Source organism: Kribbella sp. NPDC050459 (genome assembly GCF_040655315.1).
Lineage (GTDB): Bacteria > Actinomycetota > Actinomycetes > Propionibacteriales > Kribbellaceae > Kribbella.
The window spans coordinates 94,735-118,879 of sequence record NZ_JBFAJQ010000018.1; the positions used below are offsets into that span (position 1 = coordinate 94,735).

The following is a 24,145-nucleotide window of genomic DNA, read 5'->3' on the forward strand; positions in this document are numbered from 1 at the left end:
TATGACTGACCGGACCATTCCTGCCGACGGAATCGGCATGCACCTCTACACGATGCGGGACGTGCTGGCCGAGGACTACCCGGGGACGCTCAAGCGGCTCGCCGGGATCGGGTACCGCACGGTGGGGGTGAGCGGGCGGTTCGACCACAGCGCCGCGGAGATTCGCGGGTTCGCGGACGATGCCGGGCTCGCGATCGTGCTCGAGCACGTCGGGTACGCGCGGCTGAGCGACGACTGGGCCGGCGCGCTGGCCGACGTGAAGACGCTCGGCGCGCAGTGGGCCGTCGTACCGTCGATTCCGGCCGAGCTGCACTCGGTCGAGGGCTTCCGGACCGCGGCGGCCGCGTTCACCGAGGCCGGCAAGGTCGCGCGGGACAACGGCCTGAAGCTGCTCTTCCACAACCACGGCCGGGACTTCGACGAGGTCGACGGGCAGGTGCTGTACGACATCCTGCTGGACGTGGACCCGGAGCTGCTCGGGTTCGAGCTGGACCTGTACTGGGCGGTGGACGGCGGGCACGACCCGGCGAAGCTGTTCCAGGAGCACCCGGGCCGGTTCCCGGCGCTGCACGTCAAGGACATGGCCGCGGACGGCTCCTGGGAGGACGTCGGGGCCGGGAAGCTCGACTTCGGCGCGATGTTCGCGCACGCCGAGGCGGGCGGTGTCGAGCAGTATCTGGTCGAACACGACAAGCCCGCCGACGCCTGGCAGTCGGCCCAGCGCAGCTACCGCGGACTGACCGAATTGCGGTACTGACGCATCTCATAGCAAACGCTTAACCGGGTCACCTGTGCGTACACCTGCTCACCCCCGGTGAAATCGGCTTATTCTCAACGAGTGCAGAACGAGCCCACGGTCCGGCTGTCCGCCGTACGGCGCTTGTACGAGGTGAGCGCGCGGATGGGCGCCGGGCGGAGCCTTGCCGAGACGCTGCAGGCGGTCGTTGACGGGGTCGTGAACGGGCTCGGCTTCGGCATCGCCGTGCTGAACCTCCGGCACCCGGACGGCAAGTTCGAGGTGATCGCCGTGGCCGGGTCGCCGGGGGCCCGGTCGGCGCTGCTCGGGAAGGTGAGCGCGGCGGACCTGTTCGACGCCGAGTTCGCGATCGCCGACGAGTGGGGCAAGCTCCGGTTCGTGCCACACGAGCGGCTGCCGGAGGGTGAGGTCACCGGCTGGGTGCCCGACGTACCGGTGTCCGACGCGCCGGAGGCCTGGCACCCGCTGGACGCGCTGTTCGCGCCGCTGTACTCCTCCGACGGCGAGCTGGTCGGGATGCTCTCGGTCGACCTGCCCGAGGACCAGCGGCGGCCGGGGCCGATCCACCGGGAACTGCTGGAGATCTTCGCCACCCAGGCCGGGCTCGCGATCGACAAAGCCCGGTTGACCGACCGGCTGCTGGCCGAGAAGACCCGGCTGGAGGCGAGCGAGGCGACGTTCCGGCTGGTCTTCGAAGGCGCCGGGAACGGGATGGCGACGGTCGCGTTCGACGGACCCGAGCTGGGCCGGATCCTGCGGGTCAACGCCGCGTTCTGCCGGATCACCGGCTACGCCCCGGACCAGCTGATCGGGACGCGACTGGTCAGCTTCCTGCGGGACGAGGAGCCGGAGCAGACCCGGACCGAGCTGGAGAAACTTGCCGCCAGCAACGGTACCTACCGGTTCGAGCGGGTGTTCACGCAGCCGAGCGGGAACGCGATCTGGCTCGGCGGCACGGCGTCACTCGTCGAGCAAGGCGCCGGCCTGCCGCGGATCCTGCTCGTCCAGATCGACGACGTGACGGCCCGCAAGGACGCCGAGCGCGAACTCCGGCACCACGCGGCGCACGACCCGCTCACGGGCCTGCCGAACCGCCGGCTCCTGCAGCACCGGTTCGTCAAGGTCCTGGAACAGACCCGGATCACCGGCCGCCCGGGCGCGCTGCTGTTCTGCGACCTCAACCACTTCAAACTCGTCAACGACGGTTACGGTCACGAGGCCGGCGACCGCGCACTCCGCGAGATCGCCACCCGCCTCAGCACCGCCGTCCGCCACGGCGACACGGTCGCCCGGCTCGGCGGGGACGAGTTCGCCGTCCTCGCCGAGGACATCTCCGGCGACGACCTCACCACCCTCATCACCCGCCTCGAATCCGCCGTCAGCCGCCCCCTCCCCAACATCGCCGTCGAGGTCACCACCAGCGTCGGCACCGTCCCCATCACCCCCACCACCACCGACCTCGACACCCTCCTCCACGAAGCCGACCAGGCCATGTACGCGGCCAAGAGCCGCCGAAGCTAGCAAGGGGACTGCGGAGGGCCGAGGGGGCTGCTGGCGTGGATTGCGGAAGTGTGGTTGAAAGGAGTCCGCACAAAACGATCCTGGGGGGATTGAGCCATGCGCACATTGATGACTGGGCCTGCGAGAGTCGACTACGGGCAGATCTACGTCGAGAGCGGTGAACGGTCGCCGGAGGTGCCGGAGAGCTTCGGCGGTCAGCGGAACGGGCTGTGCGGGGCCGCGGTTGCCGGCGCGCTCTTCCTGGTCACCGGGATGCATACCGGGCGGGTCGGGTTCGGTGTCGAGTTGTACGACGAGGCACCGACCGTCGACGAGACGTGGGAAGAGGTCGTCGAGGCGTCCTTCCGTCCTGCCGGGGGCGTAGTCCTGCGCGGATGGGACAGCGGGTACTGGCCGTTGGAACTGGAACAGGTGGACTACCGCGTGCGGTACTGCGGATGGGGAATGGACGCCGGCCACGACGCGGGTCCGCCTGAAGAGGACGAGCCGGAGATCGACCGGTACGTCCTGCAGTTCTGGCGGGCGCCGTCCGCGCCGGACGAAGTGATCAAGCAGAGCAGCCGGACCGCGGCGTACTGGCATGGCGTTGCACGAAAGACACCGCCACCGCCGACGCCTGAGCAGCGCGCCGAGATGCGGCGGGCGAGGGAACAGCGTGAGGCGGAGGAACGACAGGCCGCGAAGGTGGCGTCGTGGGGCGGGAGCATCCCGAGTGAACGAATCCAAGACAGCTACATGTCGGTTCTCCTGGTGCAGTACGACCGGCCGCTGCTCGACGATCTGGATCAGGCCGGCCCCGACACGCTGCTGAAGATCGCCCGCTGGGCTGCGCGCCGGGGCTGTGTCGCGACGGGTCTGGATCGGATCGATTGGATCGCAACCAGGCTGGACGAGATGGACGCGGGTGGCGGTCCGCGCGAGCTGACCGGTCCACCGCCCGGCACGTTCGATACCGACGGCCCGATGCTCGTCTCGACCGTCGGCGGCGCCTGGCCGCACAACCTCAGCGCGCCGCTGCAGGCCCTCACGGTGATCGACAAGACGTTCGACGAACCGCTGGATGCGGCGATCGACACCCTGCTGCTCGCCATCGATGCAGTCGGCGACGGGCACCAACTCATCAGCGAACTCCGCCAGTCCTTCCCGGACCTCGGCCAGGCGGTCTGATGCGCACGATGATGAGCGGGGCCGCTTGGGTTTCGTACGCTCAGATCTATGTCGAGAGTGCGCCGGACTCGTCGGACCTCGGGGAGTGTTTCGCGGGGCAACGGAACGGGTTGTGCGGCGCGGCGGTGCCGGGGAAGTTGTTCCTGATCACCGGATTGCACACAGGTGAAGTGGGCTTCACGGTCGAGGTGCACGAGACGATGCCGTCGGTCGAGTACAGCGCGGAAGACGTCGTCGAGGCGGCCTACCGGCCGATCGGCGACGCCGCGCTGGTCACCTGGGGTGGAGGCGGCGGCCCATGGCGGTTGGAGCTCGAGCCGGGTGTGGACTATCGGGTCCGATACTCCGCTTGGGGTATGGACGCAGGTCACCAGGCCGGGCCGCCGATGAATGGCGAGCCGCTGGTCGATCGGTACCTGCTGCAGTTCTGGCCGGCGCGGGTCGCGCCCGATCGGGTGGTGAAGGGGACCAGCCGGAAGGCAGCGTACTGGCACAAGTTCGCCCGCGAGCAGCCGACGCCGGAGCAGTTCGCCGAGCGGAAGCGGGAGAGGGAACGGCAAGCCGAGGCACAGCGGCTCGCCGAGCAGGCTGTGGCGTGGGGAGGGGCGTTACCGACTGATCGGATGGAGCGAGCCCGCTACGCCCGGGAACTGTCTGTCCTGGACCGGGCCTTGGTGGACGAGCTCGAGCAGGCCGAACCGCAGACCTTGCGCGCGATCGCTCGGTGGGCAGCGCGACGCGCCTGCGAGGAGGCCGGGTACGGCGGACATGTGCGCGTCGTGGGCATGCTGGATCGGCTGGACCAGGGTGCCGACTGGTTCGAGACCCTCAACGGGCCGCGCCGTCCGGTCGAACCGGGAACGCAGCAAGGTGTGACTATCCTCCTCGACCGTACGCACGGTTGGTTCGACGAGCGCGACCCCTTCGAGAACGCGTCGACCGCCGTCACAGCCACCTTCGACGAGGACGCATTCACAGCCGCGGTGGGAACGGTCTGGCTGGCGACCGGGCCCTTCGCGGACAAGAGCCGGCTACTCGGCGAACTACGGGAACAGTTCCTGTGAACGAGCGCCCGATCTGGCCGGTCGACGATGAGCAGCGACGACGTGGCGCGGCGCAGGTATCCCGGCGGATGCGGCCGCTGTAGTGCAGAGTGAACGGTTCGGGTGGGTGGGGCGGGGCGTGGCGCGGCGACGGAGGAGTCGGGCGTGGCGTCGCGTGGGATTGCTTGCCTTCACGAACCCAGGCTGGTGAGGGCCTCGTCGGTCAGGCGGTAGACGGTCCATTCGTCTTGGGGGGTGGCGCCGAGGGACTTGTAGAAGTCGATGGCGGGGGTGTTCCAGTTGAGGACGGACCATTCGAGGCGTTCGTAGTTGTTGCGGACGCATTCCTGGGCGAGGGTGGTGAGGAGGGCCTTGCCGAGGCCGGTGCCGCGGGTTTCGGGGCGGACGAAGAGGTCTTCGAGGTAGATGCCGTGGACGCCGCGCCAGGTGGAGAAGCTGAGGAACCAGATCGCGCAGCCGACGACCTCGCCCTCGTGTTCGGCGACGTGGCAGAACACGGCGGGCGTGGCGCCGAAGAGTGCGGTGTGCAGCTGGTCGGCGGTCAGGTGGCACTCGTGGCGGGCGCGTTCGTACTCCGCGAGGGAGTACACGAGCTCCACGATCGCCGGTACGTCGTCCGGCCGGGCACGGCGGATGCGTTCGTCGGTCTGCATACCGCCTATCCTGCACCGGCGGCGCCCGGGCTCAGTCTTCGCGTTCGGTTTCCTGCTCGGCGACCCGGTCGACGCCGTGGGTGTCGGGACGCTCGCCCCTGCCGGTCGTGTGCTGGGCGTCCGCGCCGGCGTACGTCGAGCTCTGCAGCTGCAACGCCGCCGCCAGTTCCGGGTCGGCGCGGACCACGGCGCCGCGTTCGACGGTCATCTTGTCGAAGACGGCGTACAGCGCCCGCGGGTCCGGGTCCGTACTCTTCTCCAGGTCCTTCGGGTATGACGCATCGGCCGCGGCGTTCCACTCGTCGCGCTCGACCTTGTCGAAGTCCAGGCGGTACGGCGACATCTCGGACACGTGCTGGGCGAACACCTTGGCGGCGGCTCCGTTGCCCTCGCGGAACGGGTGCGTCAGGTTCTGGTAGGCGTAGACCTCGGAAATGCTCTGCACGAACTCCTCGCGCGACATCGTCGACCAGTCCTTGTCCTGCACCTTCGCGCTCACCTTGTCGGTCCACGCGTCCAGCCGCCCCGGCGGAACGAACTCGTTGCCCTGCTTCTGGATCTGGACGTTCCGGAACTCGCCGGCCCAGTCGTACACGTCCTGGAGCAGGTGCCGATGGATCGCCTGGATGTGCGCCTTGTCGTAGGTGCGGGGGATGTCGGCCTCACCGCGGTCGATCTCACCCTGCCGGTTGGCCCGCAGCGCGTATTCGGTGAAGCGCAGCTCGATCGGGTTCTTGATGTCGAGCTTGTTCCGCAGGCAGCTGCCGGGCTCCCACAGGTAGGCGTTCCAGCGCTCCTTCTCGGCGGCTCTCCACTGCTCCTCCTCGGAGAGCTGCGCGGAAACCTCTTGGGTCACGCCGAGCCGCCGCGGGTCACCTTCGCCATGGTCCGGCGGATGTACTCGGCGGTGTCGATGCGGCCTGCTTCGCGGTCGACCAGGTCGGCGACGTCGTCGCGCTGCGGCTCCCAGCCCTCGAGCCGGTTGTTCGACAGCGCGTCGCTGACACGCTGCTTCTGGTCGTCGTCGAGCGCTTCGAACAGCTCCGGCCAGCGCTGCGCGTAACGGCAAGGTTCGTAGGCCATTGGTAACTCCCCGGTAGCTAACAATTCGGGCCAGCCTAGCGAAGACCGGATTCATACCGTCGCTTGTCGTTAAGTTCCCGGACGATCACGTTAACCTCCCCGCCATTCTCCGCCAGAACACTGGCACCGCTTCGACCGCCCAGCATCTGGAGGAACCATGTCCGTGTCCCGCCGTCGCTTCCTCGGGTACGGGGGTGCGGGCTCCGCCGCCGTACTGCTCGGCACCGGGGCCTGGACCGCCTCGACGACGTACGCCGCCCCGTCCGGCACCGGCAACCCGTTCACGCTCGGTGTCGCGTCGGGCGACCCGCAGTGGAACAGCGTGGTGCTGTGGACCCGGCTCGCCACCGACCCGTACGCCGTCGACGGGAAGGGCGGCATGCCCGCGAAGCCGGTCCGCGTCGAGTACGAGGTCGCCCGGGACGAGAACTTCCGGCACGTCGTCCGGCGCGGCAGCGTCGTCGCGACCCCCGAGCTCGGCCACTCGGTCCACCCGGAGGTCCAGGGCCTGCAGCCGGACCACGTGTACTACTACCGTTTCCGCACCGGCGCCGAGGTGTCGCCGATCGGCCGGACCCGCACCACGCCACACCCGTTCGCGCAGCCGCGGGAGCTGCGGTTCGCGTTCGCGTCCTGCAACGCATGGCAGGACGGATACTTCACGGCGTACGACCACATGGCCCAGGAGGACCTCGACCTCGTTGTCCACCTCGGCGACTACCTGTACGAGTCCGGGGTGAAGACCAACAAGCGCGGCGTCACCACCGATCCGCGGTTCCACACCGAGACGTTCGACCTGGCGCGGTACCGGCTGCAGTACTCGCTGTACAAGACCGAGGCCCCGCTGCAGGCCGCGCACGCGGCGCACCCGTGGATCCACACGTTCGACGACCACGAGGTGGAGAACAACTGGGCCGGCGACATCTCCCAGATCGACACCGAGCCGGACCAGGACCCCGCGGTCTTCCGCGCACGCCGGGCGCAGGCGTTCCAGGCCCTGTACGAGAACATGCCGGTGCGGCACGAGCAGATGCCGTCCGGGCCGGACATCCGGTACCACCGGCGGCTGCCGTACGGCCGGCTCGCGGACTTCACGATCCTCGACACCCGCCAGTACCGCAGCGACCAGCCGTGCGGCGACGGCGACTCGGCGACCTGCGACGACCGGTTCGACCCGGACAACACGATGCTCGGCGGCAAGCAGCGCGAGTGGCTGCTGAACGGGTTCCGGACCTCGCACGCGCGCTGGCAGATCCTCGGCAACCAGGCCCCGATGGGCCAGACCGACTGGACACCCGGCCCGGAGACGCACGTCTGGCTGGACCCGTGGGACGGGTACGTTGCCGAGCGCAACAAGGTGCTCGCGGCCGCGCAGGACAGCGGCGTCCGCAACCTGGTGGTGATCACCGGCGACCGGCACCAGAACTACGCGCTCGAGCTGAAGCGCGACTTCGCGGACCCGGACTCGGCCACGGTCGGCACCGAGTTCGTCGGTACGTCGATCACCAGCGGCGGCAACGGCGCCGACACCACCGACCAGGGACAGCAGTTCCTGGCCGCGAACCCGCACCTGAAGTTCTTCAACTCCCAGCGCGGGTACTCACGGGTCACGGTCGACCAGCACCAGTGGCGCAACGACTTCCGCGTCGTGCCGTACGTCAACACGCCGGGCGCCCCGATCAGCACCCGCGCGACGTACGTCGTCGAGGACCGGCACCCGCACGTCCACGCCGGCTGATCCTCAGCTCCGGGCGAAGAGGCCGAGAGCGTCGTACGCGATCCAGGAGCCGACGTCCTTGAAGAGTTCGAGGACGTTGGCGCCTGGGCGGAAGAGCGTCCGCGGCAACGGCTGCTCGAGGTACGACGGCTTCAGCGGCGAGCCGGGATAGGTGCTGTCGGCAATCGTCGAGCCCTTCGTCGCGCCGTTCGCGAAGGCGAGCCGACCGACCTCGAACCCGTTGACCGTCAGCAGCGCCGATGCAGCCAAGCTGGCGTGGCTGTCGATCAGCCAGAGCGCGAGATCGAGATCCTGCTCAGGTACGGCGGGCAGGTCGAAGCGGAACGTCGCGCGGTGGTTCTTCGAGCCGGCCCACTTGTCGGCGGGCCCCGGCAGCAGGTACGACCAGTCCGCCGCCGGGGTCGACGTACCGAACGTGTAGTCGACGTCGGCCGGGAAGCGGGTCGGGTACTGGGCGTAGCCCTTCGGCGAGAGGGCGAGCTCGGAGCCCTTGCCGTCGAACGTGCCGACGGTCGCCACCGGCGTACCGGAGATCGTCACTGATGTCAGGTTGGCGACGGCGGCGGCCGCGGACTCCGCGGATCGGTTGCCTGCGGCATCGACCGTGACGACGGAGTAGGACCTGGTGACGCCGGTGAAGCCGAGGCCGCGATGGACGAAGTGCGGGTACACGGTCTTGCCGATCAGGGCGCCGTCGGCGTACACGGCGTAGTGATCGACGACGGTCGCCCACGACACGGGCTTCCAGTCGAGCGTCACGATCCGGATGCCGCCGCTGCCGTGCAGACCGGTGATTGCTGGTGGACGACGCATTAGAAGGCCTCCAGGCGAGGATCGGCGACGGGCGTGCGGAAGCGGGCGAGGATGTTCGGCTGAGCGTTGGCGTCGGCCTGGATGTACGGGAAGTTCACGAACTCGGTGGTCAGCTCGGTGCGGGTCATCGTGCTGTGCACGTAGCCGCGACGAGCGTTGTAGAGCTTGATGTTCGGGTGCTGCAGCCAGTCCTTCGCGTAGGTATCGGTGTCGGTGCCGTCGCCGTTCGAACCGACCGACGAGCACACCAGTTCGACGCCGACGGTGCGCTCGTCGAGCTGGAGCTCCGACGCGACATGGCGGTGGATGTCGCCGGTGAGCATCACCGACGTCCCGGCGCCGGCCATCGCCTCGAGCACGCGACGCCGGTTGGCGGGATAGCCGTCCCACTGTTCGGTGCGGTCGTCGGTGACGGCGGTGAGGACGACGCCGCCCGCGACGATGTTCCAGGACGCGCGCGAACTGCGCAGGCCGTCGTACAGCCAGGCCTCCTGCTCGGCGCCCATGATGGTGCGCTGCTCGGAGACGCGGTCGGCTTCGTCGACAGGCAGCGGGTCGCGGTACTGGCGGGTGTCGAGCAGGTGCACCCTGGCCAGCGAGCCGATGTCGTACCGGCGGTAGACGCGGCTGTCCGGCCCCTGCGGAAGGCTGTCGAGGGCGAGCGGGGCGTTCTCGTAGTACGCGCGGTACGCGACGGCGCGGCGGTGGACGAAGAGCTCGGGCGGTACGCCGTACAACGAGTTGGCCGCGCCGTAGTTGTTCTGCACCTCGTGGTCGTCCCAGACCATGAACCATGGCGCGACCGCATGCGCGGCCTGGAGATCGGGGTCGGTCTTGAAGAGGCTGTAGCGCAGCCGGTACTGCTCGAGCGTCTCGATCTCGACGCCGTGCTCCGGCTCGACCGCGACACCCGCGCGCCAGAGGTTGTCACCGGCAACGATTCCGTACTCGTAGATGTAGTCGCCGAGGAAGAACACCGCGTCGGGAGCACGGCGGGCGATGTCGCGATGCGCGGCGAAGTACCCGTGGTACCAGGCCTGGCAGGACGCGGTCGCGAAGGTGAAGTGGTCGCCGTACGTCGGCAGGGTCTTGGTCCGGCCGACCGGGCTCAGCTGCGTGCCGACGCGGAAGCGGTAGAAGTACTCGCGTCCCGGCCGGAGCCCGGCCACCTGCGGATGGACGGCGTGCGCGAGTTCCGGCGAGGCGATCGCGAGCCCGCGCCGTACGACGTTCCGGAAGCCGCTGTCCTCGGCCACCTCGTACTGCACCGGCACGTCGACGGCGGGCATGCCGCCGTGGCCGTCGGTGGCGAGCGGGGTCGGGGCGAGGCGGGTCCAGAGGACGAAACCGTCCGGGCGCGGGTCGCCGGACGCGACCCCGAGGGCGAACGCGCCGTCGGGGATCGGGCGGGCCGGCGTCGCGTCGGCGGTCGCCGGGGCGGAGATGCCGAGCGTGACCGAGGCCGCGCTGAGGCCGGTGAGCTGGAGGAAGGTACGACGGGACGGCACGGGCGGGCTCCGTTCCTGAGGTGAGTTCCGCCATATTCTTACGTAACTTCTCTACGTTTTGTAAGCCCTTGACTCGGCATTGACCACTCGGAGTGCTGAATCCGTGCGGAGATCCCTGTTGGATTTCGCAGTCCGCGCGCGGGAGGTTGGACGTATGGCAGCTGACACGAACAAGACCCGCCGGATCGGTGACGTCGAGGTGTCCGCGATCGGGCTCGGCGGGATGCCGATGTCGATCGAGGGCCGGCCCGACGAGGACCGGTCGATCGCGACCATCCACGCCGCCCTCGACGCCGGCATCACGCTGATCGACACCGCCGACGCGTACCACCTCACCGCGACCGACGTCGGCCACAACGAGAGCCTGATCGCCAAGGCGCTGTCGACGTACGGCGGCGACACCTCGGACGTGCTGGTCGCGACCAAGGGCGGCCACCTGCGGCCCGGCGACGGCAGCTGGACCCTCGACGGCTCGCCGAAGCACATCGCGGAGGCCGCCGAGGCGTCGCTGAAGCGGCTCGGCGTCGAGGCGATCGGGCTGTACCAGTTCCACCGGCCGGACCCGAAGACGCCGTACGAGGACTCGATCGGCGCCGTCCGCGACCTGCTCGACGCCGGCAAGATCCGGATGGCGGGCATCTCGAACGCGAACCCCGCCCAGATCAAGCAGGCCAACGAGATCCTCGGCGGCCGGCTGGTGTCGGTGCAGAACCAGTTCTCGCCCGCGTTCCGGTCCAGCGAGCCCGAACTCGAACTGTGCGATGAACTCGAGATCGCATTCCTGCCCTGGTCGCCGCTCGGCGGCATCTCGCAGGCGGGCGATCTCGGGAGCAAGCACCCCGCCTTCCACGAACTGGCTGCGGAGCTCGGCATCTCACCGCAGCGCCTGACACTGGCGTGGATGCTCGCGAAGTCGCCGTACGTGATCCCGATCCCGGGCTCCAGTCGTCCCGAGACCATCCGCGACTCGTACGCCGCGATCGATCTCACCCTCACCTCCGATCAGATAGCTGCCCTCAATCTGGTGTAGACGGCCGCACCTCATTGCGTTGCTCCGGCAGCCGACCATGACGCGATGGGGTGTCAGTCGTCAGCATCGGGCGCAGACTGCACAACGAACTGGCGAAGATTGAGCAACCGTCTGCGGTTTCCAACACGCACAACATCTCCCGTTGCCAGGACCACAGCTCGCTGCTCGTGCGCACGGACGGCGGCCGCATAGTCATCATCGGAAAGCTCGGCCCAGAAGTGCCCGAACTGCTCCTCCCAGTCTTCGGCCATGACACCCGCGATCGTTACCTCTCCTGGTCGAAGGCGACTTTCTCGCACCAACCGCACGACCGTCCCCTGGATGGTGACATCTTCCCGCGGGGCGCGTCCGCGAAAGTCGCGCGCGGCATCCGTGAGCACCTCGATCTCCGGTGGTTCGAAGGTAATGCGTTTCGTGGTCGGACCCGGATGCGTGGCAGCCCAGGTGAAGTCGACGCTGTAAGAAACGCGGGAATCCGACGCCGTCTCAATGAGTCCCTCGCAGAGATTCGCACTGACTCCGCGGCGCAATCGAGCTCCGAATGCTTCCGAAACAGACTGGTCGTCCTGCACGACTGAAACAGCTGCGTCCTTTACCGCCGATGTCGCTTCATAGAGCGTCATCGTCACGCTTCGCCCGAAGTCTACGTTCGGGGCATCAGGGTCGAAGGGAAGGGCAGTCTGTCCTTGCCGACCGACAGGTGTGATGACGTTCCAGATGAAGCTGCCTTCGGATGGCGTTGCGAGCTTCGACTCGTTCATGAAGGCGCCGACGGTGCCGGACCAACGACTTGGGAGCACCAACTGATGCTCGCCGAGAGACGTCGCAATAGCGCCGCTGAGAATCCATTTCTTGATACCGACCAGTGAATCGCTGCCGTCGATCAGGCCAACAGTTCCGGGATCGCCGTCTGGACGCAATCGAAGTCGCTGAACGTCATACGAGCTGTGTGTGACGTCGAACAGAATCTCGCTCTCCGACCTACCCTCATGATCCGCGAGGACTCGAAGTAGCTCAGCTACGCGACTCGCGTAGCCCCGCATCTCAGCGCTTCGAGGCAGCCAGATGGCCTCAGGGGCTTCGTCCTGGACCCACTCGGTGCCGCCGGGCGCCCTGACCGCCGGCGACCAACCCGCCGCGGTCAGGTAGGTCTGCCAACTGTCAATAGGGCGAGCCATCAACGCGTCCGCATCGGTCACGTGTACATCCATCACGCAACCCCCTCCGTGCGGTCGCTGACGAGAGCTAGGAGCATGTCCGGTGTCAGCAGATTAGTCGAGGGTACCGACACCGTAAGACTCTGCTGGTTGTCCTCGATGATCGACGGCCCCATCAGGTCGACCCAGAACGCCTGGCGATGGAGCGAAAGGCACTCGGCACCAGGCACCGCCCATGCCGACATGTCGGCAGGCACGATCACAAGTACCAAATATCGCGGAATATCGAGGTGAACGCCGAGCACCCCGGTGAGCGCAAGGTAATCATTGCGGCGGAGGGAGTACCTGATCACCCCGTCATGCCAGACGGGTGTTCGCGTCGTTTTGACCTGAAATTCCGCGCGAACCCGTGAGCGGCGCTGATCGGGCTGAACTCGAGCGATGAGCAGGTCGATCCCCTCAGGCTCGGGCTCCTCCTTGGAAACGCGAAGACCGACTGACGCTGCCATCACGCGGACGTACGCCTCTCCGTAGTTGCCTTGCAGGCGAGAGTGATGCCCGTCGAGACTCTTGTCAGACTGCGACATCGGCACTCCGTGTCTTTGGCGGTAGACGTTCAGTAAGGATGCCAGCGATCACCTTTTGTAATCAACCGTCAGCTTCCTTGGCCGGAGCTACCCTCCGACACTCAGCGTCTGGGCGTCTTCGAAAGTGCTGACCTGACGATGAAGCGGCGGACTTGGAAGCGCTGCAACTGGACGATCGCGATGGATGATCGCGCCGCGCTGGAGGGCATCCGAGCAGTCTCAGCCATCACCTCAACGAGTCCACGATTGCGGAATACCTTACGAGCAAGAAGCGTTGCCAGGCCCGTGGAAGACATGCGCGCACTGAGCTACGGACTGGCACAGCAGTACTTCGAGGAGCGGGACTACCGCGGTGCGATCCGGGCGCTGAAGCCGGTGGTCGACGAGACGCCCGACGACGTCGGGACGCGACTGCTGCTGGCCCGGGCGTACTACCACGCGGCCCTGCTGAAGCCGGCCGAGGAACACCTCCTCGAGGTCATCGACCGCGAGCCGACCGAGTACTACGCCCACCTGATGCTGGCCCGCACCCTCGAGCGGCAGTCCCGCCGCGACGAGGCGGGCAAGCACCGCCGGATCGCCGCCGCGCTGACCGGCGACGACGAGCTGCTGAAATCGCATACCGTCTGACCGAGACACCCGAAGGCCCGCGATCCCGTCCGGATCGCGGGCCTTCGGCGTATCCAGGACGGAATGCCCGGGCGAGGATTGGTGTTCTGGTGGGTGTTAGTAGTTTAATAGTGAACTACCTACCCGAGGAGGACGGATGCAGTTCGGCGTGTTCAGCGTCGGGGACGTGACCGAGGACCCGACGACCGGGACCACGGTCAGCGAGGGCGAGCGGATCAAGTCGATGGTCCGGATCGCGAAGAAGGCCGAAGAGGTCGGTCTGGACGTGTTCGCCCAGGGTGAGCACCACAACCCGCCGTTCGTGCCGTCGTCGCCGACGACCCAGCTCGGGTTCGTCGCGGCGCAGACGTCGAAGATCATCCTGTCCACCTCGACGACCCTGATCACGACCAACGACCCGGTGAAGATCGCCGAGGACTACGCGATGCTGCAGCACCTGGCCGACGGCCGGGTGGACCTGATGATGGGGCGCGGCAACACCGGTCCGGTGTACCCGTGGTTCGGTCAGGACATCCGCAACGGCATCGCGCTCGCCGTCGAGAACTACGCCCTGCTGCGCCGTCTCTGGCGCGAGGACGTCGTCGACTGGGAGGGCAAGTTCCGCACGCCGCTGCAGGGTTTCACGTCCACCCCGCGGCCGCTCGACGACGTACCGCCGTTCGTCTGGCACGGGTCGATCCGGTCGCCCGAGATCGCCGAGCAGGCGGCGTACTACGGCGATGGCTTCTTCCACAACAACATCTTCTGGCCGATGTCGCACACGCAGCGGATGATCCAGCTGTACCGGCAGCGCTTCGAGCACTACGGGCACGGCGCCGCGGACCAGGCGATCGTCGGTCTCGGTGGTCAGGTCTTCATGCGGAAGAACTCGCAGGACGCGGTCCGCGAGTTCCGGCCGTACTTCGACAACGCGCCGGTGTACGGGCACGGACCGTCGCTGGAGGACTTCAGCCGGGAGACGCCGCTGACGGTCGGGAGCCCGCAAGAGGTGATCGAGCGGACGCTGTCGTTCCGCGAGCAGGTCGGCGACTACCAGCGGCAGTTGTTCCTGATCGACCACGCCGGGTTGCCGCTCAAGACCGTGCTGGAGCAGCTCGACATCCTCGGTGAAGAGGTGATTCCGGTGCTGCGGAAGGAGTTCGCGGCGTTGAAGCCGGCCCATGTACCGGACGCGCCGACGCATGCCTCCTTGAAGGCGGCGGCGGAGCGTGCGCGCGAACTGGAGACGATCGAGGAGCCGACCCGATGAAGGACAAGGTCATCGCCGTCGTGACGGCCGGGCTGACGACACCGTCGTCGTCCCGGCTGCTCGCCGACCAACTGGCGGCCGCCGTGCGGGACGAGCTGTCCGGACGCGGCATCGGCTCGCGGATCGAGCTGATCGAGGTCCGCGACCACGCCCACGCCCTGACCGACAACCTGCTCACCGGCTTCCCGTCGGCGTCGCTGCGCGAGGTCCTGGACACGGTCGCCGCCGCCGACGCCCTGATCGTCGTCAGCCCGACCTTCAGCGCGTCGTACTCCGGTCTGTTCAAGATGTTCTTCGACGTGCTCGACGACAAGGCCCTGGCCGGCAAGCCCGTCCTGCTGGCCGCGACCGGCGGCACCGAGCGGCACTCGCTGGTCCTGGAGTTCGCCCTGCGGCCCTTGTTCGCCTACCTGAAGGCGCTGCCGGTCCCGACCGCTGTGTACGCCGCCTCCACCGACTGGGGCCCGAACGCCGTCGGCCTCCGCGCGCGGATCACGCAGGCCGCCACCGAACTGGTCGCGGCTCTGCACAACGAGACGCCCACCCAGGCCGACCCCTTCGAGAACCCGACTCCGTTCGAGGACCTACTGAACAGCTGACCGCGACTCGATCAGCTGGGCCAGACCGTCGAGGATCGTGCTCAGCCCGAAGCTGAGCGCGTGAGCCGGGTCGATGACCGACTGGAAGTGCTCGCCGACCGAGGTGCCGACGCGCCCCGCGACCGGGAAGTGCGTGCCGGACATGACCGTGGTGAGCGTCGGAGAGATCTGACGCCACCACTCCTCGTCCGACAGGCCGGAGTCGCGCTGGGTGCGCAGCTGTTCGGCGCCCGCCCGCGCGGTGCCCTGGACGTGGGTGAGGACGAGGGTCAGCGCCGAGTCCATCTCGACGTCGGTCAGGCCGAGGCCGTCCAGGGGACGCAGCTCGGTGTCGTACTTCCGGGTGATGTTCGGCCCGAGCGCCGTCCGCATCGTCGGCACCTCGTGGATCCACGGGTGCGCGGTCAGCACGTCCCAGTTGCGCCGGGCGATGAACTCGAGCGCACCGCGCCAGCCGCCCGGTTGCCGGGCCGGCTCGTCCGCGTCGGCGTACAGGTCGCCGTACACCTGGTCGAACATCAGGTCGGTCAGCTCGCCCTTGCCCGGGACGTGCGTGTAGAGCGACATCGTGCCGACCTTCAGCCGGTCGGCAACCATCCGCATCGACAGCGCCTCGAGCCCGGCCTCGTCCGCCAGCGCGATCGCCGCGCCGACGATCGCGCGCACCGTCAGGCCCGAGCGGCCGGCCTTGGTGTGACTTCCCCAGAGCAGCGCCAGGCTGCGCGCCGGATCGGGTGCCGCCGCCTTCCTACCCGCCACTCGGACCCTTTCTCCAGCGCTCATCGTTGGCTGCATCGTACCTGAGCCGTACAATGTACGGTACACTCTACGGCTCAACGAGCGGAGAGGTGGGAAGTGACCACGGAACGAGTGATCGAGGCCGTCGGCGTACGGAAGAACTACCGGGGCGGCACGGAGGGCGCGGGGCTGAACGGCTTCGACCTGGAGGTCACGGCCGGCACGGTGACGGGCCTGCTCGGCCCGAACGGCGCCGGCAAGACGACGGCGGTGCGGATCCTGTCCACACTGCTGGAGATGGATTCCGGTACGGCGACGATCGCGGGGTACGACGTGCGCCGGCAAGGGGCGGAGGTACGACGGCGGATCGGACTGGTCGGGCAGTACGCCGCGGTGGACGAGATCCTCACCGGGCGGCAGAACCTGGTGATGTTCGCACGGCTGAACCATCTGGGGAACGCCAAAGGCCGGGCGGACGAGTTGCTGGAGCGGTTCGGTCTGACCGAGGCGGCCGGGCAGGCGGTGAGCAAGTACTCCGGCGGGATGCGGCGGCGGCTCGACCTGGCGGCCAGTCTGATCGTGGCGCCGCGGGTGCTGTTCGTCGACGAGCCGACGACCGGGCTCGACCCGGCGACGCGGATCGAGGTGTGGTCCGCCGTACGGCAGCTGGTCGCGGGCGGTACGACGGTGTTGCTCACGACGCAGTACCTGGAGGAGGCGGACCAGCTGGCGGACCGGATCTCGATGCTCAAGGCGGGGAAGGTCGTCGCGGAAGGGACACCGGACGAGTTGAAGACGCGGCTGGGGTCGGACTGGCTGGATCTGGTCCTCGCGGATCCGGCCGAGATCCCGCAGGTGGTGGAGCTCGCCGCGGCGCTGGCGGACGGGGAGGTCCGGGTGCAGGACGTCCGGGTGAGCGTGCCGGTGAAGGATCGCACGAAGGCGCTCGTGCAGCTGGCGAACTCGTTGCATGAGGCAAAGATCGAGCCGGAGGACATCACGTTGCGGAGGCCGACGCTGGACGAAGTGTTCCTGCACCTGACCGGGGCGGCCGCATGAACGGCCTGGGGTGGGCGCTCGCGGACAGCTGGACGATCGCGCGGCGGACCTTGACGCACTGGCGGATGCAGCCGGGACTGGTGATCTTCCAGTGGTTCTTCCCGGTGCTGATGCTGCTGATGTTCGGCGGGCTGCTCGGCGGGGCGATGGAGCCGCCCGGTTCGTCGTACTACGAGTTGCTCGTGCCCGGGATCTTCGCGCTGGCGATGCTCTTCGGGCTCGAAGGCACGATGACCGCGGTCACCACCGATGTCTCGAAAGGCGTGACGGACCGGTTCCGGTCACTGCCGATGAGCTCGGCGGCGGTGGTGCTCGGGCGCTGTATCGCCGACATGCTCGACTCGGCGGTGACGCTCGCCGTCCTGGTCGGGACCGGGCTGGTGCTCGGATGGCGATGGCACGAAGGTCTGCCGTCGGCACTGGCCGCGTTCGGGTTGCTGTTGCTGCTGCGGTTCGCCTTGCTGTGGGTCGGCATCTTCATCGGCCTCACGGTCAAGAACGCGCAGAGCGTGACGATGGTGCAGGTCCTGGTCTGGCCGATCGGTTTCCTGTCCAGCGCCTTCGTCGCCACGTCGACGATGCCGGCCTGGCTGGGCACGATCGCCCAGTGGAACCCACTGTCAGCCACCGCCACCGCCTCCCGCGCCCTCTTCGGCAACCCCGACCCATCAGCCACCGCTACCTGGATCGGCACCAACGCGGCAGTCGCAGCCCTCATCGCCCCGCTCCTGCTGGTAGCGATCTTCCTGCCGCTGTCTGCCCACCGCTTCCGGACCTTGTCGCGATGAACCGGACGCCCGTCACTCACTAACCACGGGTTCCTCTGTGCCGCTGAGCGTGGCGTAGTGGTCCGGCCGGGGGTTAGTGAGTGGCGGACGTCCGCTGTCACCAGGGTCGGCGCAGGGATCCACCTCGTGTGGGCAGTCGCGTCGGCTCGACGGGAGCCGGCGGTGCGATCGCCGCGGCCAGCTCCCGCTGTCGTTCGATGTCGGCCTTGGCGGCGACCTTCGAGCGGTAGCGCACTTGCTTGTAGTAGTAGTCGCCGGCGGAGACGTGCAGCGTCCAACCGCAGCGGAACACGAGCACATGAGTCAGCACGTTGCCGAGGAAGGTGAGGGGAACCAGGATCAACAGCGCCACAAGATCGTTGGCGTATTCGAAGCCCCACTCCGCGAATCCGGACCGGCGTAGTTCGACGTTGATGTCCCCCATGGACTGAGTATGCGGGGTGATCCTGGGTAACGGCTGAGAATGGATGTCCGAGACGGGTTCGTACGGCGACTGGCGTGGGGGCTGGCTTCTGCGGCGGAGCGTGGGCTGGGCTCCGGCGCCGCCCGTCGGGTTGCCCGAGCGGTTGGCATGGTCGAAGGGCTGACCGACGCCGGGGTGCATCGGGTCGCGCTGCGGATCTCGCCGCGGTTGGCGGAGGTGAATCCGGGGCTGGTGAAGATTCCCGCGCGGTGGGCGTCGACGGTGCAGGTACGACGGCAAGGGGTGCTGCTGGAGTTGGATCTGCGGGACAACCTGCAGGCTGTTCTGTATTACGCGGGACGGTACGAGCCTGCCGTACGGCGGTTCTTGCGTGCTGAGCTGCAGCAGGGGGACGTGGTGCTGGATGTCGGCGCGAACATCGGTGTCCATGCCCTGACTGTCGCGAAGCGGTTGCAGGAGCTCGGGGGTGGGCGGGTGATCGCGTTCGAGCCGGCCGCGGACAGTGTGGCGAAGCTCGGCGCGGCGGCGGCGCGCAACGGCGTACAGCTGGAGGTCGTGCCGATGGCGCTCGGTGAGCGACCGGAGCTGGCGATGCTCCGGGCGGACCGGCGGTACGACGAGGCGGACGCGGGGGTGCGTTCGCTGTACGGCGACGGCGAGGTGGTGCAGGAGGTGCCTGTCGTCCGGCTCGACGACTGGGCCTGCGGGCTGGAGCGGCTGGATGTCGTGAAGCTCGACATCGAAGGCGCCGAGATCGCCGCCCTGTCCGGAGGCACGCGGACGTTCAAGCGGTTGCAGCCGCGCGTCGTGATCGTCGAGGACAAGCGCCTCGAGTCGCGCGCGCGGCTGCACGCCGTACTGGATGAGCTCGGTTACCTGCCGACCGGTGAGGTCTTGGACCACAACGCGGTCTTCAGGGCGTCAGCTGACCGCCGTTGACCTCGATGATCTGGCCGGTGATGTACGAGGACATCCGCTCGGAGGCCAGGAAGAGGATCGTGCCGACGCATTCGTGGGGGGTGCCGGTCCGGCCCATCGGGATGGTGGTGAGCATGGCCTGCATCTGGGCGTCGGCGGTGTGGCGGTCGTGGAAGGGGGTCTTGATCACGCCGGGGGCGATCGCGTTCACACGGATACCTTCCGGGGCGAGTTCCTTGGCGAGACCGCGGGTGAAGGTGCTGACCGCGCCCTTCGACGTCGCGTAGACGACCGACCCGCCGGCGCCGCCGGTCCGCCCGGCGATCGACGTCACGTTCACGATCGAGCCGCCGCCCTGCGCGCGGAGCACCGGCACGATCCGCCGGCTGAGCGCGAACACCGAGGTCAGGTTGACGTCCAGGATCCGGTGGAACTCCTCGTCGGTGACCTCGGCGATCGCGGACCGGTTCACCAGGTCGCCGGCGTTGTTGACCAGGACGTCGATCCGCCCGTGCTGCGCGAGCACCTCGTCGACGAACGCGTCCGCCGCCTTCGGGTCCGCGAGGTCCGCCTGGTGCAAGGACGCCGTACCGCCGGCCGTCTGCACCGCCCCCACGGTGTGCTTCGCACCGTCGGAGTTGCGGTGGTAGTGCAGCGCGACCGTGGCCCCCGTCTCCGCGAACCCGACCGCCGCCGCGGCCCCGATCCCGCTGCTGGCCCCGGTGACCACCGCGACCTGATCCCTGAAATCCAGATATGCCATGCGGCCTATCCTCTCCCGGCCGCGCCGGGAACGCGCCGGAGGACGGGATGGTGGGACGGGTCCAGGAGTATTTTCGATGGATGGGATACGCGCTCGGGGAGCTCGGGCTCCGGCGGTGGCGGACTGGTGACGCGCTGCGGCTGGCGGCGGCGCATGACGATCCGGAGATGGTGCACCAGGGCGGGATCGTGGACCGCGCGTCCGCCGTCGACTGGATCGGGCGGGTCGCGGACCTGGACAACGGGCACGTGTACGCCGTGGCGGACGCGGACGATCACCCGATCGGCTGCGTGGGGGTGACGAACATCGACCGGCACCGGGTCGGCTGGACCTGGTACTGGACGCTCGCCGACGTCCGCGGCCAGGGAGTCGCGCGGGACGCGCTGCGCGCACTCGCCGACTGGGCGCATCACGACGCCGGGCTGTACCGGCTCGAGATCGGGCACCGGCTCAACAACCCCGCGTCCTGCGCGGTCGCGGCCGCTGCCGGGTTCCTGCCCGAGGGCGTCGAACGCGAACGCCTCACCTACGACGGCAACAGGTACGACGTGGAGCGGCACGCGCGGCTCATCACCGACCCGTTGACACCTCCGCTGCGCCCGGTGACCGTCAGAGCGTGAGCTTGGGATGCCGGTTGACGTCCTTGTAGAGCAGATACCGGAAGCGGCCGGGCCCACCCGCGTAACAGGCCTGCGGACAGAACGCCCGGAGCCACATGAAGTCGCCTTCCTGCACCTCGACCCAGTCCTTGTTCAGCAGGTAGACCGCCTTGCCTTCGAGGACGTAGAGGCCGTGCTCCATCACGTGCGTCTCCGGGAACGGGATCACCCCGCCCGGCTCGAACGTCACGATGTTGACGTGCATGTCGTGCCGCACGTCGTCCGGGTCGACGAACCGCTGCGTCTTCCAGGCGCCGTTCGTGTCCGGCATCTCCCGGCCCTCGACGTCCGCCTCGTTGGTGACGAGCGCCGGCGGTACGTCGATGCCCTCGATCCGCTCGTACGCCTTGCGCACCAGGTGGAACGTGACGGCCGCGTCGCTTGTGTTCCGCACCGTCCAGTCGCCGCCGGGCGGCAGGTAGGCGTACCCGCCCTCGGTCAGCGTGTGCTTCTCGCCCGCGACCGTCAGCAAAAGGTTGCCAGCGACAACGAACAGTACGGCCTCGGCGGCGGGGGCCGTCTCGGGCTTGTCGCTGCCGCCACCCGGCGCGACTTCGACGATGTACTGCGAGAACGTCTCGGCGAACCCGGACAGCGGCCGTGCGATCACCCACAAGCGGGTGTCGTCCCAGAACGGCAGCCGGCTGGTGACGATGTCCCGCATCGTGCCGCGCGGCAGGACGGCGTACGCCTCGGTGAAGACCGCGCGGTCGGTGGTGAGGTCGGTCTGCGCGGGCAGTCCGCCCTTCGGCGCGTAGAAGGTCATCGTTCTCCTCGGGTCAGCAGGCGGCCGCGCGGGTCGGCGGCGAGGTCGACGGGTACGCCGCGGAGCCAGGTGCTCCGCACGACACCGGTCAGCGTGCGCCCGTCGTACGGCGTGATGGCGTTCTTGTGCTGGAGCTGCCGCGCGTCGACGACGAAGGTCTCGTCGGGGGCGAGGACGCAGAAGTCGGCGTCGTAGCCGATCTCGATGCCGCCCTTCGCGGACAGGCCGGTCTGCGCGGCGGGGGCGGCGGACATCCAGCGGACGACGTCGGTCAGCGTGAAGCCGCGGCGGCGAGCCTCGGTCCAGACGGCGGGCAGGCCGAGCTGGAGGGACGCGATCCCGCCCCACGCGGTGCCGAAGTCGCCGGTGTCGAGGTGCTTCAGGTCGATCGTCGACGGCGAGTGGTCGGACACGACCAGGTCGATCGTGCCGTCGCGCAGGCCTTCCCACAGCAGCTCGCGGTTCGCGGCCTCGCGGATCGGCGGGCAGCACTTGTACTGCGTGGCGCCGTCGGGAATGTCCTCGGCGGTGAAGCTCAGGTAGTGCGGACACGTCTCGGCGCTGATCCGTACGCCGTCGTTGCGGGCTTGTGCGAGCAGTGGGAGGACGTCGGCGCTGGAGACGTGCAGGATGTGGACGCGGCAGCCGGTCGTCTTCGCCAGGTCGATGACCTGCGTGACGGCCTCGTTCTCCGCGGCGCGCGGCCGCGAGTTGAGGAAGTCGAGGTAGCCGGCGCCGTTCGGCGGGGTGGCCTCGTCGATGGCGTGGGCGTCCTCGGCATGCACGATCAGCAGGCCGTCGAACGCGGCGATCTCGCGCATCGCCGCGGCCAGTTGGTCCGCGTCGAGCGGCGGGAACTCGTCGACGCCGGAGTGCAGCAGGAAGCACTTGTAGCCGAACACGCCGGCGTCGTGCAGTGGGCGCAGGTCGGGGACGTTGCCCGGGATCGCGCCGCCCCAGAAGCCGACGTCGACGTACGCCTGGGTCTCGGCGGTCTTGCGCTTCAGCGCCAGCGCCGGCACGTCGCAGGTCGGCGGGATGCTGTTCAGCGGCATGTCGACGATCGTGGTGACACCGCCGGACGCGGCCGCCTTCGTCGCGGAGGTGAAGCCCTCCCAGTCGGTGCGGCCGGGGTCGTTGACGTGTACGTGGGAGTCGACGAGACCGGGCAGCAGCACTTCGTCGTCCTCGAGACGCAGCTCGGTCGCGGCGTCGAGCTCCGCGTCGTACGGCGAGATCGCGACGATCCGCCCGTCCCGGACGCCGACCGCGGCCGACCGCTCCCCGTCGGGTCGCACCACGCGGCGGGCCCGAATCACGAGATCAAGAGCGCTCATGCGATGCCTTTCTCTCTTCGTGCCATCGTAAGGTGGTCGACCGCGATCCGTTCGCCGAGCTGTTCCAGCAGCGGGCGGGGTTCGGCGATGCATCTGCTGACGTCAGGCTCCAGGTCGGTCAGTGCGTAGGCCGCCGCTACGCCGATCTTCTGGAGTTTGTCGCGCTGCAGGCGGTTCACACCGCAGACCGCGACGACCGGGATTCCCGCGCCGTCGCGACCCAGCCGGCCGGCAGCGGCCGCTACGCCGGCAACTGCCTTGCCGTGCAGCGTTTGTTCGTCCAAGGCCCCTTCGCCGGTGACGACGAGATCCGCGTCGGCGAACTGTTCGCGGAAGCGCACCATCTCCAGCACCAGGTCGATGCCGGGCCTGAGTTCGGCACCCAGCAGTGCCAGCGCGGCGAAGCCGACCCCACCGGCCGCCCCGGCGCCCGATATGTCGCGGAGGTCCGCGCCGGTCCAGTCAGCGACCGCATCGGCCCAGCGCCCCAGGCGAGCGTCCAGCTCCACGACCTGCTCCGGCGTAGCCCCCTTCTGCGGCCCGTACACAGCCGCCGCACCCCAAGGCCCGGTCAACGGATTGTCCACATCACAAGCAACGACCAACCGCGCGCCTTGGAGCCTCGCGGCGACAAGCGCTGGGGTCTGGGAACAAGCAATAGCCTGTTCCCAGACCCCAGCGGGTGTTCCCAGGTCCGCCAGGGCGGCGATCAGGCCGGCGCCGCCGTCTGTGGAGGCGCTGCCGCCGATGCCGAGGATGATGCGGGTGCATCCGGCGTCGACGGCCGCGGCGATCAGCTCGCCGGTGCCGTACGACGTGGCGGTGAGGGGTGCGGGTATGCCGTCGGGGAGGCGGACCAGGCCTGAGACATCGGCCAGTTCGACCACCGCGGTGTCGCCCAGTCGGGCGTAGCCGGAGTGCACTGGCTCGCCGGTGGGGCCGGAGGCTACGACTGGGACGAAGGTGTAGCCGGCCGCGACGGCGGCGGCGAGGGTGCCGTCGCCGCCGTCGGCGACCGGGACTGCGACCACGGTGGCGTCGGGGCAGGCTCGTCGTACCCCGGCGCCGACCGCGTCCGCGACCTCCGCGCTGGTCAGCGTCCCCTTGAACTTGTCGGAGGCAACAACCACGCGCACA

Annotated in this window: 26 protein-coding genes; 13 read left to right on the forward strand and 13 right to left on the reverse strand. The window is 68.7% G+C overall.

The features are described 5' to 3' along the window. The first annotated feature begins 1 nt into the window (after window position 1). From AB0I12_RS38615 to AB0I12_RS38630, 4 genes are all read left to right on the forward strand, one after another. Complete coding sequence (locus AB0I12_RS38615; RefSeq protein WP_359940100.1) at window positions 2–757, forward strand: sugar phosphate isomerase/epimerase; 756 nt, start codon at window positions 2–4, stop codon at window positions 755–757. Between the two features lie 81 nt (window positions 758–838). Further along, window positions 839–2,278, forward strand: coding sequence for a diguanylate cyclase (locus AB0I12_RS38620; protein WP_359940101.1), 1,440 nt, complete (start codon window positions 839–841; stop codon window positions 2,276–2,278). Between the two features lie 96 nt (window positions 2,279–2,374). After that, window positions 2,375–3,445, forward strand: a complete 1,071-nt coding sequence (locus AB0I12_RS38625) for a hypothetical protein (RefSeq protein WP_359940103.1) — start codon at window positions 2,375–2,377, stop codon at window positions 3,443–3,445. Then, window positions 3,445–4,509: a hypothetical protein gene (locus AB0I12_RS38630; RefSeq protein WP_359940105.1), complete on the forward strand. Its 1,065-nt coding sequence runs from the start codon at window positions 3,445–3,447 to the stop codon at window positions 4,507–4,509. The genes AB0I12_RS38625 and AB0I12_RS38630 overlap by 1 nt, the downstream gene beginning before the upstream one ends. 170 nt (window positions 4,510–4,679) lie before the next feature. Here AB0I12_RS38630 and AB0I12_RS38635 read toward each other — a convergent pair whose 3' ends face one another. From AB0I12_RS38635 to AB0I12_RS38645, 3 genes are read right to left on the reverse strand one after another with little or no spacing between them, the layout of a single operon-like run. Continuing rightward, window positions 4,680–5,162: a GNAT family N-acetyltransferase gene (locus AB0I12_RS38635; RefSeq protein ID WP_359940107.1), complete on the reverse strand. Its 483-nt coding sequence runs from the start codon at window positions 5,160–5,162 to the stop codon at window positions 4,680–4,682. Between the two features lie 31 nt (window positions 5,163–5,193). Then, complete coding sequence (locus tag AB0I12_RS38640; RefSeq protein ID WP_359940110.1) at window positions 5,194–6,018, reverse strand: Fic family protein; 825 nt, start codon at window positions 6,016–6,018, stop codon at window positions 5,194–5,196. Then, on the reverse strand, window positions 6,015–6,245 hold the full coding sequence (locus AB0I12_RS38645; RefSeq protein WP_355693036.1) for a hypothetical protein: 231 nt from the start codon (window positions 6,243–6,245) through the stop codon (window positions 6,015–6,017). Before AB0I12_RS38645 ends, AB0I12_RS38640 begins: the two co-directional genes overlap by 4 nt. A gap of 157 nt (window positions 6,246–6,402) precedes the next feature. On the opposite strand from AB0I12_RS38645, the gene AB0I12_RS38650 reads away from it, so the two are divergent. Then, entirely contained in the window at window positions 6,403–7,983 is a 1,581-nt protein-coding gene (locus AB0I12_RS38650) for an alkaline phosphatase D family protein (RefSeq protein ID WP_359940113.1), read from the forward strand. A gap of 3 nt (window positions 7,984–7,986) precedes the next feature. On the opposite strand, the gene AB0I12_RS38655 is transcribed toward AB0I12_RS38650, so the two are convergent. Then, window positions 7,987–8,796: a polysaccharide lyase family protein gene (locus tag AB0I12_RS38655; protein WP_359940116.1), complete on the reverse strand. Its 810-nt coding sequence runs from the start codon at window positions 8,794–8,796 to the stop codon at window positions 7,987–7,989. After that, complete coding sequence (locus AB0I12_RS38660) at window positions 8,796–10,304, reverse strand: alkaline phosphatase D family protein (protein WP_359940118.1); 1,509 nt, start codon at window positions 10,302–10,304, stop codon at window positions 8,796–8,798. Before AB0I12_RS38660 ends, AB0I12_RS38655 begins: the two co-directional genes overlap by 1 nt. 154 nt (window positions 10,305–10,458) lie before the next feature. Here AB0I12_RS38660 and AB0I12_RS38665 point away from each other — a divergent pair, with 154 nt between their 5' ends. Further along, window positions 10,459–11,334, forward strand: a complete 876-nt coding sequence (locus AB0I12_RS38665; protein ID WP_359940120.1) for an aldo/keto reductase — start codon at window positions 10,459–10,461, stop codon at window positions 11,332–11,334. Between the two features lie 53 nt (window positions 11,335–11,387). On the opposite strand, the gene AB0I12_RS38670 is transcribed toward AB0I12_RS38665, so the two are convergent. Both AB0I12_RS38670 and AB0I12_RS38675 read right to left on the reverse strand, forming a co-directional pair. Then, a complete protein-coding gene (locus tag AB0I12_RS38670; RefSeq protein ID WP_359940122.1) occupies window positions 11,388–12,533 on the reverse strand; it encodes a hypothetical protein in 1,146 nt (381 codons plus the stop codon). 11 nt (window positions 12,534–12,544) lie between these two features. Further along, entirely contained in the window at window positions 12,545–13,078 is a 534-nt protein-coding gene (locus AB0I12_RS38675) for a DUF4365 domain-containing protein (RefSeq protein ID WP_359940124.1), read from the reverse strand. A gap of 294 nt (window positions 13,079–13,372) precedes the next feature. Between AB0I12_RS38675 and AB0I12_RS38680 the strand changes: the two genes are divergently transcribed. The 3 genes from AB0I12_RS38680 to AB0I12_RS38690 all read left to right on the forward strand — a co-directional run bounded on the left by AB0I12_RS38680 (window position 13,373) and on the right by AB0I12_RS38690 (window position 15,556). Next, window positions 13,373–13,708: a tetratricopeptide repeat protein gene (locus AB0I12_RS38680; protein ID WP_359940126.1), complete on the forward strand. Its 336-nt coding sequence runs from the start codon at window positions 13,373–13,375 to the stop codon at window positions 13,706–13,708. Between the two features lie 136 nt (window positions 13,709–13,844). Continuing rightward, entirely contained in the window at window positions 13,845–14,957 is a 1,113-nt protein-coding gene (locus tag AB0I12_RS38685) for an LLM class flavin-dependent oxidoreductase (protein ID WP_359940128.1), read from the forward strand. Further along, entirely contained in the window at window positions 14,954–15,556 is a 603-nt protein-coding gene (locus tag AB0I12_RS38690) for an FMN reductase (protein ID WP_359940131.1), read from the forward strand. The genes AB0I12_RS38685 and AB0I12_RS38690 overlap by 4 nt, the downstream gene beginning before the upstream one ends. Here the strand turns inward: AB0I12_RS38690 and AB0I12_RS38695 are convergent. Then, window positions 15,542–16,315, reverse strand: a complete 774-nt coding sequence (locus AB0I12_RS38695; protein WP_359940134.1) for a TetR/AcrR family transcriptional regulator — start codon at window positions 16,313–16,315, stop codon at window positions 15,542–15,544. The two genes, AB0I12_RS38690 and AB0I12_RS38695, sit on opposite strands and share 15 nt — an antisense overlap. 96 nt (window positions 16,316–16,411) lie before the next feature. On the opposite strand from AB0I12_RS38695, the gene AB0I12_RS38700 reads away from it, so the two are divergent. Together AB0I12_RS38700 and AB0I12_RS38705 are read left to right on the forward strand one after the other, a co-directional pair. Next, window positions 16,412–17,353, forward strand: a complete 942-nt coding sequence (locus AB0I12_RS38700; RefSeq protein ID WP_359940137.1) for an ATP-binding cassette domain-containing protein — start codon at window positions 16,412–16,414, stop codon at window positions 17,351–17,353. Beyond that, complete coding sequence (locus tag AB0I12_RS38705) at window positions 17,350–18,141, forward strand: ABC transporter permease (protein ID WP_359940140.1); 792 nt, start codon at window positions 17,350–17,352, stop codon at window positions 18,139–18,141. Before AB0I12_RS38700 ends, AB0I12_RS38705 begins: the two co-directional genes overlap by 4 nt. A gap of 97 nt (window positions 18,142–18,238) precedes the next feature. Here the strand turns inward: AB0I12_RS38705 and AB0I12_RS38710 are convergent, their stop codons facing one another. Continuing rightward, window positions 18,239–18,565 (reverse strand): hypothetical protein, encoded by a 327-nt coding sequence (locus AB0I12_RS38710; RefSeq protein ID WP_359940143.1) that lies wholly within the window; start codon window positions 18,563–18,565, stop codon window positions 18,239–18,241. A 147-nt stretch (window positions 18,566–18,712) separates the two neighbouring features. Here AB0I12_RS38710 and AB0I12_RS38715 point away from each other — a divergent pair, with 147 nt between their 5' ends. Further along, on the forward strand, window positions 18,713–19,504 hold the full coding sequence (locus AB0I12_RS38715; RefSeq protein WP_359940146.1) for an FkbM family methyltransferase: 792 nt from the start codon (window positions 18,713–18,715) through the stop codon (window positions 19,502–19,504). Here AB0I12_RS38715 and AB0I12_RS38720 read toward each other — a convergent pair. Then, the gene (locus AB0I12_RS38720; protein ID WP_359940149.1) at window positions 19,479–20,246 is read right to left on the reverse strand and encodes an SDR family NAD(P)-dependent oxidoreductase; all 768 of its coding nucleotides are present in this window, start codon (window positions 20,244–20,246) and stop codon (window positions 19,479–19,481) included. The two genes, AB0I12_RS38715 and AB0I12_RS38720, sit on opposite strands and share 26 nt — an antisense overlap. An 80-nt stretch (window positions 20,247–20,326) precedes the next feature. On the opposite strand from AB0I12_RS38720, the gene AB0I12_RS38725 reads away from it, so the two are divergent. After that, window positions 20,327–20,866: a GNAT family N-acetyltransferase gene (locus tag AB0I12_RS38725; RefSeq protein WP_359940152.1), complete on the forward strand. Its 540-nt coding sequence runs from the start codon at window positions 20,327–20,329 to the stop codon at window positions 20,864–20,866. On the opposite strand, the gene AB0I12_RS38730 is transcribed toward AB0I12_RS38725, so the two are convergent. Genes AB0I12_RS38730 through AB0I12_RS38740 form a run of 3 tightly spaced genes read right to left on the reverse strand, consistent with a single transcriptional unit; the run spans window position 20,856 to window position 24,144 of the window. Continuing rightward, complete coding sequence (locus tag AB0I12_RS38730) at window positions 20,856–21,671, reverse strand: bifunctional allantoicase/(S)-ureidoglycine aminohydrolase (RefSeq protein ID WP_359940155.1); 816 nt, start codon at window positions 21,669–21,671, stop codon at window positions 20,856–20,858. The genes AB0I12_RS38725 and AB0I12_RS38730 overlap by 11 nt on opposite strands. Beyond that, on the reverse strand, window positions 21,668–23,008 hold the full coding sequence (allB, locus tag AB0I12_RS38735) for an allantoinase AllB (RefSeq protein WP_359940158.1): 1,341 nt from the start codon (window positions 23,006–23,008) through the stop codon (window positions 21,668–21,670). The genes AB0I12_RS38730 and allB overlap by 4 nt, the downstream gene beginning before the upstream one ends. Then, window positions 23,005–24,144 carry a glycerate kinase gene (locus AB0I12_RS38740; RefSeq protein WP_359940161.1) on the reverse strand — a complete coding sequence of 380 codons (1,140 nt, stop codon included), beginning with the start codon at window positions 24,142–24,144 and terminating at the stop codon, window positions 23,005–23,007. The genes allB and AB0I12_RS38740 overlap by 4 nt, the downstream gene beginning before the upstream one ends. Window position 24,145: the final 1 nt, after the last annotated feature.